Source organism: Lientehia hominis, assembly GCF_021044755.1.
Classification (GTDB): domain Bacteria; phylum Bacillota; class Clostridia; order Lachnospirales; family Lachnospiraceae; genus Lientehia; species Lientehia hominis.
Genome location: NZ_JAJNOR010000007.1, coordinates 1 through 17,437, shown reverse-complemented (window position 1 = coordinate 17,437; position 17,437 = coordinate 1). Strand labels below are relative to the sequence as shown.

The 17,437-nt window shown below is 40.9% G+C and carries 15 protein-coding genes, 1 tRNA gene and 1 rRNA gene; 10 read left to right on the top strand and 7 right to left on the bottom strand.

The window, feature by feature from the left end; translation table 11 throughout:
• Positions 1-10 precede the first annotated feature (10 nt).
• From mnmG to rpmH, 7 genes are all read right to left on the bottom strand, one after another.
• Complete coding sequence (gene mnmG / locus LQE92_RS11665; RefSeq protein WP_231063134.1) at positions 11-1,912, bottom strand: tRNA uridine-5-carboxymethylaminomethyl(34) synthesis enzyme MnmG; 1,902 nt, start codon at positions 1,910-1,912, stop codon at positions 11-13.
• A 58-nt stretch (positions 1,913-1,970) separates the two neighbouring features.
• Positions 1,971-3,350: a tRNA uridine-5-carboxymethylaminomethyl(34) synthesis GTPase MnmE gene (mnmE, locus tag LQE92_RS11660; protein ID WP_231063133.1), complete on the bottom strand. Its 1,380-nt coding sequence runs from the start codon at positions 3,348-3,350 to the stop codon at positions 1,971-1,973.
• 89 nt (positions 3,351-3,439) lie between these two features.
• Positions 3,440-4,150, bottom strand: a complete 711-nt coding sequence (gene jag / locus LQE92_RS11655; protein WP_231063132.1) for an RNA-binding cell elongation regulator Jag/EloR — start codon at positions 4,148-4,150, stop codon at positions 3,440-3,442.
• Positions 4,151-4,164: 14 nt separating this feature from the next.
• Positions 4,165-5,388: a YidC/Oxa1 family membrane protein insertase gene (locus LQE92_RS11650; protein ID WP_231063131.1), complete on the bottom strand. Its 1,224-nt coding sequence runs from the start codon at positions 5,386-5,388 to the stop codon at positions 4,165-4,167.
• Between the two features lie 16 nt (positions 5,389-5,404).
• Complete coding sequence (gene yidD / locus LQE92_RS11645) at positions 5,405-5,620, bottom strand: membrane protein insertion efficiency factor YidD (protein WP_147597496.1); 216 nt, start codon at positions 5,618-5,620, stop codon at positions 5,405-5,407.
• Positions 5,621-5,630: 10 nt separating this feature from the next.
• Positions 5,631-5,966, bottom strand: coding sequence for a ribonuclease P protein component (rnpA, locus tag LQE92_RS11640; protein WP_231063130.1), 336 nt, complete (start codon positions 5,964-5,966; stop codon positions 5,631-5,633).
• 50 nt (positions 5,967-6,016) lie between these two features.
• Positions 6,017-6,151, bottom strand: coding sequence for a 50S ribosomal protein L34 (gene rpmH, locus LQE92_RS11635; protein ID WP_147597494.1), 135 nt, complete (start codon positions 6,149-6,151; stop codon positions 6,017-6,019).
• A 610-nt stretch (positions 6,152-6,761) separates the two neighbouring features.
• Between rpmH and dnaA the strand changes: the two genes are divergently transcribed.
• From dnaA to LQE92_RS11585, 10 genes are all read left to right on the top strand, one after another.
• Positions 6,762-8,138, top strand: coding sequence for a chromosomal replication initiator protein DnaA (gene dnaA / locus LQE92_RS11630; protein ID WP_231063129.1), 1,377 nt, complete (start codon positions 6,762-6,764; stop codon positions 8,136-8,138).
• A 313-nt stretch (positions 8,139-8,451) separates the two neighbouring features.
• On the top strand, positions 8,452-9,549 hold the full coding sequence (gene dnaN / locus LQE92_RS11625; RefSeq protein WP_231063128.1) for a DNA polymerase III subunit beta: 1,098 nt from the start codon (positions 8,452-8,454) through the stop codon (positions 9,547-9,549).
• Between the two features lie 9 nt (positions 9,550-9,558).
• The gene (locus tag LQE92_RS11620; RefSeq protein WP_231063127.1) at positions 9,559-9,768 is read left to right on the top strand and encodes an RNA-binding S4 domain-containing protein; all 210 of its coding nucleotides are present in this window, start codon (positions 9,559-9,561) and stop codon (positions 9,766-9,768) included.
• 11 nt (positions 9,769-9,779) lie between these two features.
• Positions 9,780-10,868, top strand: coding sequence for a DNA replication/repair protein RecF (gene recF, locus LQE92_RS11615; RefSeq protein ID WP_231063126.1), 1,089 nt, complete (start codon positions 9,780-9,782; stop codon positions 10,866-10,868).
• 13 nt (positions 10,869-10,881) lie between these two features.
• Positions 10,882-12,795 carry a DNA topoisomerase (ATP-hydrolyzing) subunit B gene (gene gyrB, locus LQE92_RS11610; protein ID WP_231063125.1) on the top strand — a complete coding sequence of 638 codons (1,914 nt, stop codon included), beginning with the start codon at positions 10,882-10,884 and terminating at the stop codon, positions 12,793-12,795.
• 20 nt (positions 12,796-12,815) lie between these two features.
• The gene (gene gyrA / locus LQE92_RS11605) at positions 12,816-15,341 is read left to right on the top strand and encodes a DNA gyrase subunit A (protein ID WP_231063124.1); all 2,526 of its coding nucleotides are present in this window, start codon (positions 12,816-12,818) and stop codon (positions 15,339-15,341) included.
• 102 nt (positions 15,342-15,443) lie between these two features.
• On the top strand, positions 15,444-16,289 hold the full coding sequence (locus LQE92_RS11600; RefSeq protein ID WP_231063123.1) for a fumarate hydratase: 846 nt from the start codon (positions 15,444-15,446) through the stop codon (positions 16,287-16,289).
• Positions 16,290-16,333: 44 nt separating this feature from the next.
• Complete coding sequence (locus LQE92_RS11595) at positions 16,334-16,882, top strand: Fe-S-containing hydro-lyase (RefSeq protein WP_231063122.1); 549 nt, start codon at positions 16,334-16,336, stop codon at positions 16,880-16,882.
• A 72-nt stretch (positions 16,883-16,954) separates the two neighbouring features.
• Positions 16,955-17,042 (top strand) — tRNA-Ser (locus tag LQE92_RS11590).
• A gap of 333 nt (positions 17,043-17,375) precedes the next feature.
• Positions 17,376-17,437: ribosomal RNA gene (locus tag LQE92_RS11585) — 16S ribosomal RNA — on the top strand; the annotation flags it as partial.

Genomic DNA, 17,437 nt, shown 5'->3' with positions numbered 1-17,437 from the left:
CCCTTCTGGCTTAAGAACGCCTGATTTCTCTCATTTGTTCCAAATATACGAGCAATACAGAAATATCCGCCGGCGATACACCTGATATACGGGATGCCTGTCCAATGTTGACAGGTTTTAATTGGTCAAGCTTCTGCATCGCCTCTTTCCTCAGCCCTTTTATATCATAATAATCCATATCAGAAGGCAGCTTTTTACCTTCCAGTTTTTTGAATTGTCTGACCTGACTTCTTTGACGTTTGATATATCCTTCATATTTAAGGTTGATGTCCACCTGTTCTTTTACCGCGTCGGATAATACCGGACGTCCGGGATCGATCTCTTTAAGTATCTCATAAGAGAGCTCCGGCCGTTTGATCAGCTCCGCCATTGTAATTCCATTTTTTAGTAAACTACTGTTTTGCTTTTCTAAAAATGCCTGGACTTTTTCCGTCCCCCCTACAGTTGTATGCTCCAAACGGTATATTTCTTTTTCTATTTCCTCTTTTTTCTTAAGTACAGATTTGTATTGTTCTTCCCCAACTAATCCGATTTTGTTACCTATCTCTGTCAGCCTCAAATCCGCATTATCCTGACGAAGCAGCAAACGGTATTCTGCTCTCGACGTCATCATACGATACGGCTCATGGCTCTCTTTTGTCACCAGATCATCGATCAAAACGCCTATATACGCCTGCGACCGGTCCAAAACGATACCTTCAAGCCCTTTAACCTTTCTCGCCGCATTGATTCCAGCCATCAGCCCCTGAGCCGCCGCTTCTTCATAACCGGAACTGCCGTTGAACTGGCCGCCGCTGTAAAGACCCTCTATTTCCCGAAACTCCAAAGTAGGATATAATTGTCTAGCATCAATACAGTCATATTCAATGGCATAAGCATTCCTGACAATATTTACCTTTTCCAGTCCAGGCACGGTCCGGTACATGTCATACTGGACATCTTCCGGAAGAGAACTGGACATCCCGCCTAAATACATTTCATTTGTATATTCACCCTCCGGTTCTATGAAGACCTGATGCCTGTTTTTATCCGGGAATTTTACTACCTTATCCTCTATGGACGGACAATAGCGCGGACCTGTCCCCTCTATAAATCCCGAGAAAAGAGGAGAACGGTCCAGATTATCACGTATGATTTTATGGGTCTCTTCATTTGTATAGGTGAGCCAGCAGGAAACCTGCTCCCTTTGTATGGATTTTGGATCCGTCATAAAAGAAAAAGGTATTATCTTTTCATCTCCAAACTGCTCTTCCATTTTTGAAAAATCGATGCTTCTCTTATCCACCCTGGCAGGAGTCCCCGTCTTAAAACGATACATCTTAATTCCATTTTTTATAAGAGAATCTGTCAGGTGAGTCGCCGCCTGAAGACCATTCGGCCCCGTTGGATTGCTCACATTTCCATAGATACAGCGCGCCCGAAGATAAACGCCGGTCGCCAGTACCGCCGCTTTTCCATAATATTCCGCCCCGGAAACCGTCTTTACTCCTTTAAGGACTCTATTTTCCACGATCAGCTCTGAGACTTCTGCCTGACGAATTGTCAAATGATCCGTATTCTCCAGTGTTATCCTCATCTGCCTGGTATATTCCTGCTTATCCGCCTGTGCGCGCAGAGAATGGACAGCAGGCCCTTTTGATCTATTCAGCATCTTTGACTGAATGAAAGTCTTATCGATATTGACTCCCATCTCCCCGCCTAAGGCATCCAGTTCCCTGACCAGATGGCCTTTTGAACTTCCGCCTATATTGGGATTACAGGGCATCAGAGCAATACTGTCCACACTTACGGTGAACATGATCGTTTCAAGACCAAGCCTGGCGGCAGCCAGCGCTGCTTCACATCCTGCATGTCCTGCTCCTATTACTATCACATCATATTCTTCTTTCAGCACGTTATTCTTTCCTGACATGACTGCCTCCAAACCTCTCTGCCAACTTTATCCTGTCATTCTTTTCTTACCTGTATCTCTATTTTCCCATACAGAATTTACTGAATATCTCATTGACCAGATCGTCTTCTACTGCTTCACCGATAATCGTACCCAGAGCTTCATATGCGTCCATTAAATCTATCGAATAAAAATCCTCCGACATATGATTCTTTATGCTGTCATTCACCTGCTTAAGGCTTTCAGACGCTTTCACAAGAGCATTCTTCTGTCTGGCGCTGGTAATATAAATCTCATCATTAAAATCCAGATTTCCTGAAAAAAATAAATCTGTTATCGCTTCAGAAAGTTCATCAAGTCCCTCCTCCTGTTTTGCAGAAAAAGAAATCACCTGTTTTCCTGTTTTTCTTTCCATTTCTTCCTTGGATATAATTGGATCCAGATCTGACTTGTTCAGCAGTACAATAGCATGTTTATCCTGGATGATCTGCATGATCCGTTCATCATCCTCTGTCAGGTTCTCAGAAGAATCTACCACGAATAGAATAAGATCCGCATCCTCTGCATTATCCATGGCACGTTTTACTCCAATCTTTTCCACTATATCTTCCGTATTGCGTATACCGGCCGTATCCATGATATTCAGGCTGATACCATTCAACATCATATGTTCCTCAAGAGTATCTCTGGTTGTTCCCGCTATTTCTGTTACAATTGCTCTGTCTTCTCCAATCAGAAGATTCAGTACAGAAGATTTGCCGGCATTTGGTTTTCCCAGTATGACAGTTTTGATTCCCTCTGACACCATTCTTCCATTGTCCGCCGACTGAATCAGATTGTCCACTTCTTTTTCCATCGCCTCTACAGCTTCTTTCAGACGTTCTCCATATCCCTCCAATGGGATATTCTCCGGATCATCCAGCGCCGATTCAATAAACGCTATCTCATATAAAATCCTTTCTCTTAAAGAACTTATCTTTTCTGATACAGAGCCCTTAAGTTGTTTAAGAGAACTTTTCATAGCATATTCATTTTTAGAATCAATCAACTCCATGACTGCTTCTGCCTGAGACAAATCGATCCTTCCATTTAAAAATGCTCTTTTGGTAAATTCTCCGGCTTCCGCCGGCCTTGCACCATTTTTCAGGACAGCCTCCAATACTTTTTTAACCACAAAAACACCGCCGTGGCAGTCTATTTCAACAGTGTCTTCCGCTGTATAACTGTGAGGTCTCTTCATATACAGCACAAGCACTTCATCTATCAAAGTATCGCCGTCATAAATATGTCCATATACCACAGTGTGACTTTTCAGTTCCATTACATTGTAATCTTTTTTCGCAGGATAAAATATTCTGGACAGAATCTCCAGCGCTTCTTCTCCGCTGATCCGCACAATTCCTATACCGGAACTGCTCATGGCCGTGGCTATGGCTGCTATGGTATTTGCTGTGTTCATCTACTTAGATTCCTCTGCTTTAAACTTTCTTTCAAAAAAGGAGCTGACACAAATGATTGCGGCAACCCCTTTTTATCTATTTCCGGTTTTTATACATGCCTCTCCTGATATTCTCTATCCTGGCGGCCTCTGTCCTGACGGTCGTATTTTTCATAACGATCTTTCCGGTTATCCCTCTTTAATGAAACAATGACATGACGATAAGGTTCTTCGCCATCACTTCTTGTAATCACATATTTATCATTCTGAAGGGCGGAATGAATAATCCTTCTTTCATAAGGATTCATCGGCTCCAAAGATACAGAACGCTTTGTCCTTTTTACCTTGGCTGCTATATTTTTAGCCAGGCTTTCCAATGTGGCCTTTCTTCTTTCCCGGTAATTCTCTGTATCCAGCTTTACCCGAAGGTATTCATCACTGTTCTTATTGATGATCAGACTTACCAAATATTGAAGAGAATCGAGCGTCTGTCCCCTTTTCCCTATGAGGACCCCCATATCTTCTCCGCTCAGATCAATGTTCAGACACTTTTCTTCCTCATCCATGGAGGATGTGATATTCACTTCCATATTCATGGATGCAAATACCTTGTGCAGAAATTCTTCAGCAACATCAGATATGGTCAAAACCTTCCTCGCTTTTATGATAGCAGGTTTGCTGTTAAAGATTCCGAGGATTCCCGTACTGCCTTTTTCAACTACGACATATTCCAGCTTATCACTGGTCGTTTCCAACTGAATCAAAGCTTTCGTGACCGCATCATCCACTGTTTTGGCTGATATTTCGATATACTCGCTCATGACAGCAACCTCCTTTATTTTTTCCCCTTCTTCTCATTGTAATTTTGGACCATACGGGCCCTGGAAGCGATTATTCCGAGATTTTCATTTTTATTCTTATAATAGTCAGTAGAATTTACAGCGGCTTTCTTTGCACGCTCTTCTTCCATCTCCTTTTTCTTCGCCGCAACTTCAGAAGCCTTATTGGCGCTCTTTATGGTCGCATTGGCGTTTATAGGAGGAAGACCCTTCTTCTGACGCTTTTTATTTTTCTTCTCAATGTTGGTTTTTATCATATCATCAACATTGATCTTCTTCATATACTGATTGATACCAAGCTGCATCACCATACGGACTGTACTGCTGGCCACCCAGTAGATACCAATACCAATGGGGAAAGAAATACAAAAAATCACGGACATGATCGGCATTACAGTATTCATGGACTTCATGGCTCCAGCACCAGGTGCATCCGGATCCGTAGGCGTAGTATTCATAGTCTTAACACTGAGCCATTGGGTAAGTCCTGCCAAAATAGGAATGATAAGCGCAACTGATATCTTAAAGCCTGGCGCTTCTGTTAAGTTCATCCCGCCGAACAATGAATTCATATGAAGGAATTTATCCGAATTCTCAGAAATTACATTCTGCAGGCTGGGAAAAATTTCTTTCAGCTGGTTCCATGCAGCCGCATTGAATTTGCCGAACAAATCCACCATTTTATCTGCTACACTGTAATCGATTTTCTCAATCGGCAGCTTATTGCTGGTAGCAAGCTCCGCAATCTTATCTATATAACCAGGCTGCTGCATAACAGGTGTTACAACATTCATCAATACTTCCTTGATTCCTGAAACATAAGCAGGTATCCTATAGATTACCTGATATAAAGCAAACATGATCGGAAGCTGCAGAACTGTCTGAAGGCATCCGCCAGTAGGAGTTGTCCCATATTTCTGATAAACTGCCTGCACTTCCATATTCTGCTTCTGCATAGCAGCCTGATCCTGCTGTTTTCCCTTATACTTTTTCTGTATAGCTGCTATCTCAGGCTGCATAACAGCATTCAATTTCATAAATTTCTGCTGTTTTATGGTAAGAGGAAGCAAAATCAAGTTTACAATTATCGTAAACAGTATAATACAGGCAGCAATATTATGAACGCCCAGATTATAGATTCCTTCCATAATATAGCCTAATACGGTGGCAATAGGCCCTATAATAAACGTAGTACTTTTCGTCAACAATAGAAAATCCAATGTTCTAACCTCCAAATTAAGGAACAGGGTCATACCCGCCCTTCGCAAAAGGATTGCATCTTAAAATCCTTTTAATTGCCAGAAATGAGCCCTTTAAGGCGCCATATTTCTCCAGTGCCTCTATGGCATACTGGGAACAGGTCGGAATATAAATGCAATGGGACCTTGTTTTAAGGCCAGACAAATATTTCCGGTAAAAACGAATTAATCTGATTAACAGTTTTTTTACCATGGTTTTTCACCTATAGCAAACGATGGCTTCTTAAAAGACTTAAAAGGGCTCCTGTTATTTCTTTATATGTTTTTTCTTTACTTTTTTCCCTGGCAATGACCACTAAATCATATCCGCGCACTGCCTGTCCGCAGTTTATTCGGTAAGCTTCGCGGATGAGACGCTTTAAACGATGTCTCACTACACTGTTTCCGACTTTTTTACTGACCGATATACCGACTCTGTTTTCCTCTTCGTCATTTCTTTTCTTTGCATACATTACAAGACATGAATTCGCAAAGGATCTTCCATTCCGATAAACAGCCTGAAAATCCTGATTCCTTTTCAACGAATGAAATTTACCCATATTTTTACCTAATTATCTGAAGAGAAAACAAAAGGCCACAAATCTGCGGCCTACGCTGATAATTGCTTTCTTCCCTTTGCTCTTCTGGCTGCTAATACTCTTCTTCCACCTTTAGTACTCATTCTTGCACGGAAACCATGAACTTTTGCACGGGATCTCTTTTTAGGCTGAAATGTCATTTTCATGATTCAAACACCTCCTTTACTTATATTTAGAGATAATAAAACATCATTTCCATTATAGGCAATGATGGATATTACGTCAAGTTAAATTTGAAGTATTTGTAAATTCGATACCTTTAAGAATCATTTTTAGCTAATTCCGATTAAGCTCCAGTTAAGCACCTACAGTAGTTCCGGACCTTCACAATTTCAGTTCGCTGGCGATGCAGCACTCTCCTTTAAGCGGCCCGGAATCCTTCTGCCGGCGCCCTGCGGGCCGCGGTGGACTGCCTCCTGTCCCCTCTGATCTGCAAAGATAAGTTTGTTTGAAAGATATTCCTAGGTATACTTATCTACATATAATTCACATAATATCCACAAGGTTATCCACACATATCCACAATATGTGGATAACATGTGGATAACTCTGTGGTTTTCTTGTTATTTCTATGTGTAAAACTCTTAAATATCTCCATTTTATAAGATTTTCTCCTGTGTATAGAAGTTATCCACAATATTCTGATTGAAATATTTACAGAATTGTTATAGAATAGAAAAAGTATATGGGTTATTGTGCTCTCTCAACGGAATCCACAATATCCACAAACCATTCTGCACTTCAGGAGATATTGCCATGCTTCAGAAAATACGGGAAAACTGGGATAAAATTTTACAACTTATGAGAGATGAATATGATATTTCTCCTGTTGGCTATGAAACATGGCTGAGACCACTGCAGGTGGAGTCTGTTGATGAGGACAACCATATTGTCAACATCGTTATCATGGACTCAAAAATTGAGACCATAGGCCTTAATTTTATCAAAAAGAAATATTCCTTCGTCCTCCAAATATCGATAGAAGAAGTGACAGGTTTTAAATGTACCGTCCATTTCTATTCCAAAGGACAGGCGGATACCATAAAAGAACCGGAACTTCCTGAAGTAAAAGATTCTTCTCTGATGACGATCATGCAGAACGCGAATCTGAATCCTAAATATACATTTGATACTTTTGTGGTAGGCTCCAACAATAAAATGGCCCATGCAGCGGCATTGGCCGTAGCAGAATCCCCCGCTGAAATTTATAATCCTCTTTTTATATATGGGGGCGTTGGACTGGGGAAGACTCATTTGATGCATTCTATCGCAAACTTCATTTTAAAAAACGATCCTTCTAAGAAGATCATGTACGTGACTTCCGAAAAGTTCACAAATGAGCTTATTGATTCCATCCGGAATAAGAATTTCACCACAGCAGCTCAGTTTCGTGAAAAATACAGAAACAATGATGTCCTTCTGGTAGATGATATACAGTTTATCATAGGTAAAGAAAGTACACAGGAAGAAATATTCCATACTTTCAATACACTGCACGAGGCAAAGAAACAGATTATCATATCCAGTGACCGGCCTCCAAAAGAATTTGAAACATTGGAAGACAGACTTGTTTCCCGTTTTGAGTGGGGCCTGACAGTTGACATCCAATCGCCTGACTATGAGACCAGGATGGCTATTCTTCGCAAAAAAGAAGAAATGGATGGCTATAACATAGACAATGAAGTCATCAAATATATAGCCAACAATATCAAATCCAATATCCGAGAACTGGAAGGCGCTCTGACAAAAGTAATCGCCCTCTCAAAGCTGGATAATAAAGAAATAAATCTGGATCTGGCCGAAGAAGCTTTAAAAGATTTTATTTCTCCCAATCAAGATACGGAAATCACGCCAGATACGATCATCAACGTGGTTGCAGATCATTATAAATGTACTCCCGCCGACCTTATTTCCTCTAAACGTAATAAGGAAATCGTGATACCACGACAGATAGTCATGTACTTATGCCGTTCTATGACAGACTGCCCCCTTCAAATGATAGGAAAATATCTGGGAGGAAAGGATCATACCACGATTATCAACGGCATTAAAAAGATTACAAAGCAGCTTGATACTGATGAAAACATGAAAACTACCATAGACGTGCTGAAAAAAAAGATCAATCCAACCTAAGATACGTCTGCATGACTATATGTACACTATTAATATAGAAGAAACACTACATTTTGTGATTTTATTCTGTGGATAATATTGTTTATATCATGTGTATAAGTTGTGGATAATTTTTTACTATATCCTTCATGTGGAAAACTCACCTTTTATCCACACATAATATCAGCTTTATCCACATAGTTATCAAGGTCTTAAACCCTTTTCTCATGGGCCTTGAGGATACTTATAAACAAATCCACAGCCTCTACTATTACTACTACTAAATCATTTATTATATATCTGTATTTTTATGTGAAAGGAGTTATACACAATTATGAAACTTTCCTTTGAAAAATCCGCTCTCCTGAGTGCTATCAGTATTGTTATGAAGGCAGTCCCTTCACGTACCACCATGCCCATCCTGGAGTGTATTCTTATGGATGCTTCTGAAGATGAAATCAAGCTTACCGCCAATGATATGGAACTTGGCATTGAAACAAAAGTGGCAGGCAATATTCTGGAACAAGGTAAAATAGCTATTGATGCCAAGCTTTTTTCTGAAATCGTGAGAAAGCTTCCCGACAGCCAGGTATGGATCGAAACAGATGAATCACTGAACGTTATTATTAAATGTGAAAAATCCAATTTCAAGATTGCCGGAAAGCCGGGAGATGAATTCTCCTATCTGCCTTATATTGAGAGAGATCACTATATAAGTATTTCTCAATTCACCTTAAAAGAAATTATCCGACAGACAATCTTTTCTATTGCGGCCAATGAAAACAACAAACTAATGACAGGTGAGCTTTTTGAAGTAAAGGATGACTTTCTTAAGGTAGTGTCTCTAGACGGACATAGAATTTCCATCCGCAATGTCCAGTTAAAAGACCATTATGAAGATGAAAAGGTGATTGTACCTGGCAAGACTCTGACAGAAATAAGCAAAATATTATCAGGTGAAACTGAAAAAGAAGTTCTCATTTATTTTACCAGCAATCATATTCTTTTTGAATTTGATGATACTATGGTGGTTTCCCGGCTTATAGAAGGGCAGTATTTTAATGTAAATCAGATGCTGTCCAATGATTATGAAACAAAGCTCTCTTTAAATAAGCAGGAATTTTTGGATTCCATTGAAAGAGCAGTACTCCTCATACGAGAAAGTGATAAGAAGCCGATCATCATCACTATTTCCGATAATGGAATGGAAGTGGCGATTCGTTCTGCCATAGGTTCTCTGCAGGAAGAAATCATGATCCATAAGGAAGGCAAGGATATCACCATAGGATTTAATCCTAAATTTTTGATTGATGCTCTCCGGGTCATAGATGATGAAACAGTAGATATCTATATGGTAAATTCAAAAGCTCCCTGCTTCATCCGGGATGGAGAAGGAAGATATATTTATTTGATACTACCTGTAAATATATAAGGGGGATTTATGGAAAAAGTAAAACTGAAGGAAGAATATATCAAGTTGGGGCAGGCTTTGAAAGCCGTTCATTTTGCGGCCTCCGGCGTGGAAGCAAAAATGGTCATTTTAGACGGAGCCGTTAAAGTAAACGGAGAAGCATGCCTTCAGCGGGGAAAAAAGCTTTATGACGGTGATGTCGTGGAATTTGAGGGGAAATCCATCAAAATAGAAAAATAAGTGGTGCAGGAATGTTTGTTAAATCCTTGGAGCTCAGGAACTATCGGAATTATGAAAAACTGCATATAGATTTTGATTCCGGTACGAATGTTCTTTATGGGGACAACGCACAAGGGAAGACAAATATCCTGGAATCCATATATGTATGTGCCACATCTAAATCTCATCGTGGAAGCAAGGACAAGGAAATCATTCATTTCAACGATGAGGAATCCCATATAAAACTTTTTGTAGATAAAAAGGGAGTAGAGACCCGCATCGATATGCACCTGAAAAAAAATAAAACAAAAGGGATTGCAATAGGCGGGATTCCCATAAGGAAAGCGAGTGAGCTTTTTGGAAATATTAATGTGGTCTTTTTTTCACCGGAGGATCTGAACATCATAAAAAATGGTCCTTCGGAAAGACGGCGTTTCCTTGATATGGAGCTCTGCCAGCTGGATAAAATATATACATCGGGACTGGTCAGCTATAATAAAGCCTTAAATCAAAGAAATAAGCTGCTGAAAGATGTTCCTTTTCATCCGGATTATGTGGATACTCTTCAGATATGGGACATGCAGCTTGTAAAATTTGGCTGCGAGGTCATGAAACGAAGAAATCTATTTGTAGAAGAACTGAACAGACTTATTTCCGGTATCCATAAAAGCTTGACGGGCGGCAGAGAAGAAATATGGATTTCCTATGAACCTGATATAGAACCGGAGCATTTTGAAGAGAGTTTGTCTTTATCCAGAGAAAAAGATTTAAAAAATAGATTGACAATGCGTGGTCCTCACAGAGACGATATATTATTTATTATTAACGGAATTGATATCCGTAAATATGGATCTCAGGGACAGCAAAGAAGCGCCGCATTGTCTTTAAAGCTGTCTGAAATAGAGATGATAAAAAAGACTACTGGAGAATCACCTATTTTACTTTTGGATGATGTACTTTCTGAGCTGGACAGCAGAAGACAGAATCATCTTCTGGAGAGTATTCAGGATATACAGACAATCATCACTTGTACAGGTCTCGATGATTTTGTAAATAATCATTTTTCGATGAATCAAATCTATCAAGTTGTAAATGGCAATGTAATCAGTGAAAAACAATGACAGGAGGATACTTATGAGTTCCGATTATAGTGCAGATCAAATCCAGGTTTTAGAGGGATTGGAAGCCGTAAGAAAAAGGCCGGGAATGTATATAGGCAGTACGTCTTCCAGGGGTCTTCATCACCTGGTATATGAGATTGTGGATAATTCTGTAGATGAAGCTTTGGCGGGATTTTGTGATACCATTGAAGTGACGATCAATCAGGATGATTCCATTACAGTAATTGATAACGGACGTGGTATGCCTGTTGACGAACATCCTAAAATGAAAGTTCCGGCTGTAGAAGTCATTTTTACTCAGCTTCATGCGGGAGGAAAATTTGGCGGAGGAGCGTATAAAGTGTCCGGCGGCCTTCATGGCGTAGGCGCTTCCGTTGTAAACGCGCTTTCTGACTGGCTCGAGGTTACTATATACCGGGACGGAAATATTTACAGACAAAGATATGAGAAAGGCAAAACGGTAAAAAAACTGGAGATTATTGGCACCTGCAAAAAATCAAAGCATGGTTCCATGGTCACATTTAAGCCGGACAGTTCTATTTTTGAAGAAACAGTCTATGACTTTGACATATTGAAACAGCGTCTCAGAGAAATGGCTTTCCTTACAAAAGGACTTAAGATCATTTTAAAGGATGAGAGAGAGGAGAGCAAGCAGGACAGAGAATTTCATTATGAAGGAGGAATCCGAGAATTCGTTCAGTATTTGAACAGAAGCAAGGAGGCATTGTATCCTACGATTATCTACTGTGAGGGAAAAATCGACGGAGTAGCCGTGGAAGTGGCGATTCAGCATAATGATTCTTATACAGAGAGTGCCTATAGTTTTGTAAATAACATAAATACGCCGGAGGGCGGAACTCATATGGCGGGTTTTCGAAACGCTCTTACGAAAACCTTTAATGATTATGCCAGAAAGAATAACCTATTAAAAGAAAAAGAAGCAAATCTGACGGGTGATGATATAAGAGAGGGTATGACAGCTATCATCAGTGTGAAACTGGAAGATCCTCAATTTGAAGGACAGACAAAGCAGAAGCTGGGGAACAGTGAAGCCAGGAGTGCTGTCGACAGCGTAGTGAGCGAGCAGCTTACTTATTATTTGGAGCAGAATCCACAGATTGCGAAGATAATCTGTGAAAAGTCTATTTTAGCTCAAAGGGCCAGAGCTGCCGCAAGAAAAGCAAGAGATCTGACAAGAAGAAAAACGGCTCTTGAAAGTACTACTCTGCCTGGAAAGCTGGCGGACTGTTCCGATAAAAATCCGGAAAATTGTGAGATATACATTGTAGAAGGAGACTCTGCAGGAGGATCTGCAAAGACTGCACGCTCCAGAAATACACAGGCAATCCTTCCTCTTAGAGGAAAAATACTCAATGTGGAAAAAGCACGTCTTGATAAAATTTATGCCAATGCGGAAATAAAGGCTATGATAACGGCCTTTGGAACAGGAATCCATGATGATTTTGATATTTCAAAGCTTCGCTATCACAAGATAATCATTATGACAGATGCTGATGTGGACGGCGCTCATATCAGTACATTGCTGCTAACATTTTTATATCGTTTTATGCCGGAGCTCATTAAGCAGGGATATGTGTATTTGGCTCAGCCGCCCCTCTATAAGGTGGAAAAAAACAAAAAGGTATGGTATGCCTACGATGACAACGAGCTAAATAATATTCTGAAAGAAGTTGGACGTGACAACAACAATAAGATTCAGCGTTATAAGGGGTTAGGAGAGATGGATCCTGAGCAGCTGTGGGAGACCACCATGGATCCGGAGAGAAGAATTCTACTTCGTGTCACAATGGATGAGGAAGCGTCATCCGAAATTGATCTGACCTTTACTACTTTGATGGGAGATAAAGTTGAACCCCGGCGTGAATTCATAGAATTGAATGCCAGATATGGAGAACTTGATGTGTAAAAGAGATGGAGGAACAATAAATGGACAGCACGATTTTCGATAAAATCCATGACGTCGACCTGCAGAAGACCATGGAAAAATCTTACATCGATTATGCCATGAGCGTTATAGCCGCCCGTGCCCTTCCTGATGTAAGAGACGGACTCAAGCCGGTACAGCGGCGAGTCCTTTATGCTATGATCGAGCTTAACAACGGTCCTGACAAGCCTCACAGAAAATGTGCACGTATTGTCGGTGATACCATGGGTAAATATCATCCCCATGGAGACAGCTCCATCTATGGAGCTCTGGTGAATATGGCTCAGGAATGGTCTACCAGATATCCGCTTGTGGACGGGCACGGAAACTTTGGTTCCGTTGACGGCGACGGAGCAGCCGCTATGCGTTATACGGAAGCAAGGCTCAGTAAAATATCCATGGAAATGCTTGCGGATATTGGAAAAGATACCGTTAATTTTATTCCCAACTTTGATGATACAGAAAAAGAACCGGCTGTACTTCCGTCCAGATTTCCGAATCTTCTTGTAAACGGTACATCTGGAATAGCAGTAGGCATGGCCACCAATATTCCTCCCCATAACCTAAGGGAAATTATTGGAGCGGTTGTAAAGATCATTGATAATCGGATCCTGGAAAACAGAGAGACCGGAATGGAAGAGATTCTGGAAATCGTAAAAGGACCTGATTTCCCTACGGGAGCCCAAATTCTTGGAAGGACCGGAATTGAAGACGCGTACAGGACAGGACGAGGAAAGATACGCGTACGTGCTGTCACAGATATTGAGCCGATGCAGAATGGAAAGCACCGCATCATTGTGACAGAGCTTCCCTATATGGTGAATAAAGCTCGGCTGATTGAAAAAATTGCGGAGCTTGTACGGGACAAAAAAATTGATGGGATAACCGATTTGAGGGATGAGTCGGACAGGACAGGAATGCGGATCTGCATTGAGCTTCGGAGAGATGTAAATCCCAATATCATCCTGAATCAGTTATTTAAGCACACGCAGCTGCAGGACAGCTTTGGTGTGATCATGCTGGCTCTTGTGAACAATGAGCCAAAGGTCATGAATCTTTTAGAGATGCTGAGATTTTATTTGATGCATCAGGAAGAGGTTGTAACAAGAAGGACAAAGTATGATTTAAACAAGGCAGAAGAAAGGGCCCATATACTGGAAGGCCTGCTTATTGCGCTGGATAATATTGATGAGGTCATAAAAATAATCCGTGCTTCTAAAAATACACAGGAAGCAAAAAGTAATTTGATTGAACGCTTTGGTTTAAGCGACGCTCAGTCTCAGGCAATCGTGGACATGCGTCTGCGCGCGCTGACAGGACTGGAACGGGAGAAGATTGAAAATGAATATAAAGAGCTGGAGATTCGTATAGCAGAATTAAAAGCTATCCTGGCGGATGAAAATAAGCTTTTGGCTGTTATCAGGGAAGAAATACTCATTATTTCTGCTAAATATGGAGATGACAGAAAAACATCCATTGGTTTTGATGAATTTGATATGTCCATGGAGGATCTGATCGCTGATGAAAATACAGTAATAGCGATGACGAACCTGGGCTATATCAAGAGAATGTCAGAGAACAATTTCAAGGCACAGCACAGGGGCGGAAAAGGCATCAAGGGGATGCAGACCATTGAGGAAGATTATATTGAAGACCTCATGATGACCACGACCCATCATTATATCATGTTCTTTACGAATAAAGGTAAAGTATATAGACTGAAGACCTATGAAATTCCGGAAGCGAGCAGGACGGCGAGAGGGACAGCCATTGTAAACCTGCTTCAGCTGCTTCCTGGAGAAAGAGTGACGGCGATCATTCCCATCAGGGAATATGAAGAGGGCCGTTATCTGTTCATGGCGACGAAAAACGGAATGGTCAAAAAGACTTCTATTACGGAATACCAGAACATCAGAAAGTCAGGCCTTCAGGCAATTAATCTGCGGGAAGATGACGAACTTATAGAAGTAAAGTCCACCAATAATAAAAAAGACATTATACTGGTGACTAAAGAAGGTCAGTGTATTAGATTCCATGAAACGGATGTAAGGCCTACAGGACGAACTTCCATGGGTGTTATAGGCATGAAATTAAGCAAAAACGATCAAGTGATCGGTATGCAGATGGATACCCAGGGAGAGGCTCTTCTGATCGTGTCTGAAAACGGAATGGGCAAACGAACGCTTTTGGAAGAATTTACTCCTCAGCTGCGTGGCGGGAAAGGCGTTAAATGCTACAAGATCAATAATAAGACAGGATCCATTGTGGGAGCAAAGGTGGTAAAAGCAGATCAGGAAATTATGATCATTACCACAGAAGGAATAATCATACGTATTAATGTGGAAGATATCTCCACATTGGGAAGAATCACTTCCGGAGTAAAACTTATCAACATTGATGATGAGGAAATTTCTGTGGCCAGCATTGCTAAAGTCAGAGAAGACCCGAACAATATGGATGATGAAAACAAAGAAGAGGAAATACAGATGTCTCTTGAGCAGCAGGAAGAGAAAAAAGAAACAGAATAAATAAAATTATAAAACAGGGCTGACGTGGTGATATCCGCATGGATGAATTGCGGCGGCCTGTTTTATTTGACAGGAAAGTTAAGTTATGCGGAGGAAATAGAAATGAAGATCATTCATACAGATGAAATCATAAGTAATCTGAAAGAAATGTGTATTGAAGCAAACCTGCGGTTATCTCCTGATATGAAAGAGACTTTTGACAGGTTGACTGAAAAAGAGGAATCTCCTGTAGGAAAAAGAGTATTGGGACAGTTAAAAGAAAATTTGGAGATTGCGGAAAAAGAAGAAATACCTATTTGCCAGGATACGGGAATGGCAGTAGTATTTATGAAGATAGGACAAAATGTGCATATAGAAGGAATCTCTGTGGATGAAGCGGTGAACGAAGGCGTACGTCGTGGATATGTGGAGGGATTTCTTCGAAAATCAGTGGTGGGGGATCCATTGATAAGAGAGAACACAAGGGATAATACACCTGCTGTTATTCATTATGAAATAATACCGGGAGATAAAATAGAAATGACTGTAGCACCAAAAGGATTTGGAAGTGAAAATATGAGCCGGATTTTTATGCTGAAGCCGGCAGACGGCATAGAGGGAGTAAAGGCAGCTGTATTATCTGCAGTAGAAGAGGCTGGCCCGAATGCTTGTCCTCCTATGGTAGTAGGGGTCGGCATTGGGGGAACCTTTGAAAAATGTGCGTATATGGCAAAAAAAGCTCTTACAAGAAACGTATTGGAACATTCTTCTGTCCCGTATGTCAGAGAGATGGAAGAAGAACTGCTGGACAAGATAAATAATCTGGGAATAGGGCCGGGCGGGCTTGGAGGAAGAGTCACGGCACTTGCTGTAAATATTGAAACTTACGCGACTCATATTGCCGGTCTTCCGGTGGCAGTTAATATCTGCTGTCATGTAAACCGCCATGTGACGAGAATCATCGGATAAATCGGCAGGGATAAAATAAAGATGTAAATGGAGAGGAATAAAATATGGACAGATATATAAGTGTTCCTTTAAAAAATGAGGAAATAAAAGGACTGAGATCAGGAGATTATGTTTACATTTCCGGTACAATTTATACGGCGAGAGATGCTGCTCACAAAAGAATGTATGAGACCATATTGGAGGGAAAAGAACTGCCTCTTTCCATGAAAGATAATGTAATCTATTATATGGGGCCGTCTCCGGCCAAAGCAGGATCTCCCATAGGTTCAGCAGGACCCACCACAGCCAGCCGTATGGATAAATATACTCCTACTCTTCTGGATATGGGATTAAAAGGGATGATCGGAAAAGGAAAGAGATCTAAAGAAGTACAAGAGGCTATAGTAAGGAACGGCGCCGTATATTTTGCAGCAGTTGGCGGGGCAGGAGCACTTCTGTCCAAATGTATAACCGATTCTGAAATACTGGCATATGAGGATCTGGGAACAGAGGCCATCCGGAAGCTTACTGTAAAGAATCTTCCTGCAATAGTTGTAATTGATTCAACAGGTCAGAATTTGTATGAAACTGCGGTAAAAGATTATAAAAAATGATTGACAAGAAAGTGGTTCTCTAGTATACTAAGCTATGCGTCATATGGCGTGTCATATGGAAATAATAAGTTCGGAGAAATACTCAAGAGGCCGAAGAGGCGCCCCTGCTAAGGGTGTAGGTCGGGCAACCGGCGCGAGGGTTCAAATCCCTCTTTCTCCGCTCCGTTTCCATTAACCAGTGCCATTATTTTTTTGTCATTTTTTATGAAAAATATTGACAAAAATAGGCGTATATGGTATATTTAAATTCCACCGCGAAAAAGCGATGGAAGAAAAAGAAAAAAATGGTTGACAGGAAGCGGCGGCTATGATATCCTATAGAAGTTGTCGCTAACGCAGCGAGACACAGGACCTTGATAACTGAACAGTATATTCCAACCCCTGAAAATTCTTTAAAAAAGAAGTTTCAGAGAACCGATGCGAGAGCATCGGGCAAACAGAAAGTAAATGGGATAAAGAAAAAGCTAGAGCTTATCTAAAGACCAAGAGATCAGAACATGAGAGTTCGATCCTGGCTCAGGATGAACGCTGGCGGCGTGCTTAACACATGCAAGT

Coding starts and splice junctions, on each gene's coding strand:
- dnaA (WP_231063129.1), top strand. CDS start 6,762: ATGCTTCAGAAAATACGGGAAAACTGGGATAAAATTTTACAACTTATG.
- jag (WP_231063132.1), bottom strand. CDS start 4,150: ATGAGCGAGTATATCGAAATATCAGCCAAAACAGTGGATGATGCGGTC.
- gyrA (WP_231063124.1), top strand. CDS start 12,816: ATGGACAGCACGATTTTCGATAAAATCCATGACGTCGACCTGCAGAAG.
- LQE92_RS11600 (WP_231063123.1), top strand. CDS start 15,444: ATGAAGATCATTCATACAGATGAAATCATAAGTAATCTGAAAGAAATG.
- dnaN (WP_231063128.1), top strand. CDS start 8,452: ATGAAACTTTCCTTTGAAAAATCCGCTCTCCTGAGTGCTATCAGTATT.
- mnmE (WP_231063133.1), bottom strand. CDS start 3,350: ATGAACACAGCAAATACCATAGCAGCCATAGCCACGGCCATGAGCAGT.
- yidD (WP_147597496.1), bottom strand. CDS start 5,620: ATGGTAAAAAAACTGTTAATCAGATTAATTCGTTTTTACCGGAAATAT.
- rnpA (WP_231063130.1), bottom strand. CDS start 5,966: ATGGGTAAATTTCATTCGTTGAAAAGGAATCAGGATTTTCAGGCTGTT.
- recF (WP_231063126.1), top strand. CDS start 9,780: ATGTTTGTTAAATCCTTGGAGCTCAGGAACTATCGGAATTATGAAAAA.
- LQE92_RS11595 (WP_231063122.1), top strand. CDS start 16,334: ATGGACAGATATATAAGTGTTCCTTTAAAAAATGAGGAAATAAAAGGA.
- mnmG (WP_231063134.1), bottom strand. CDS start 1,912: ATGTCAGGAAAGAATAACGTGCTGAAAGAAGAATATGATGTGATAGTA.
- gyrB (WP_231063125.1), top strand. CDS start 10,882: ATGAGTTCCGATTATAGTGCAGATCAAATCCAGGTTTTAGAGGGATTG.
- LQE92_RS11620 (WP_231063127.1), top strand. CDS start 9,559: ATGGAAAAAGTAAAACTGAAGGAAGAATATATCAAGTTGGGGCAGGCT.
- rpmH (WP_147597494.1), bottom strand. CDS start 6,151: ATGAAAATGACATTTCAGCCTAAAAAGAGATCCCGTGCAAAAGTTCAT.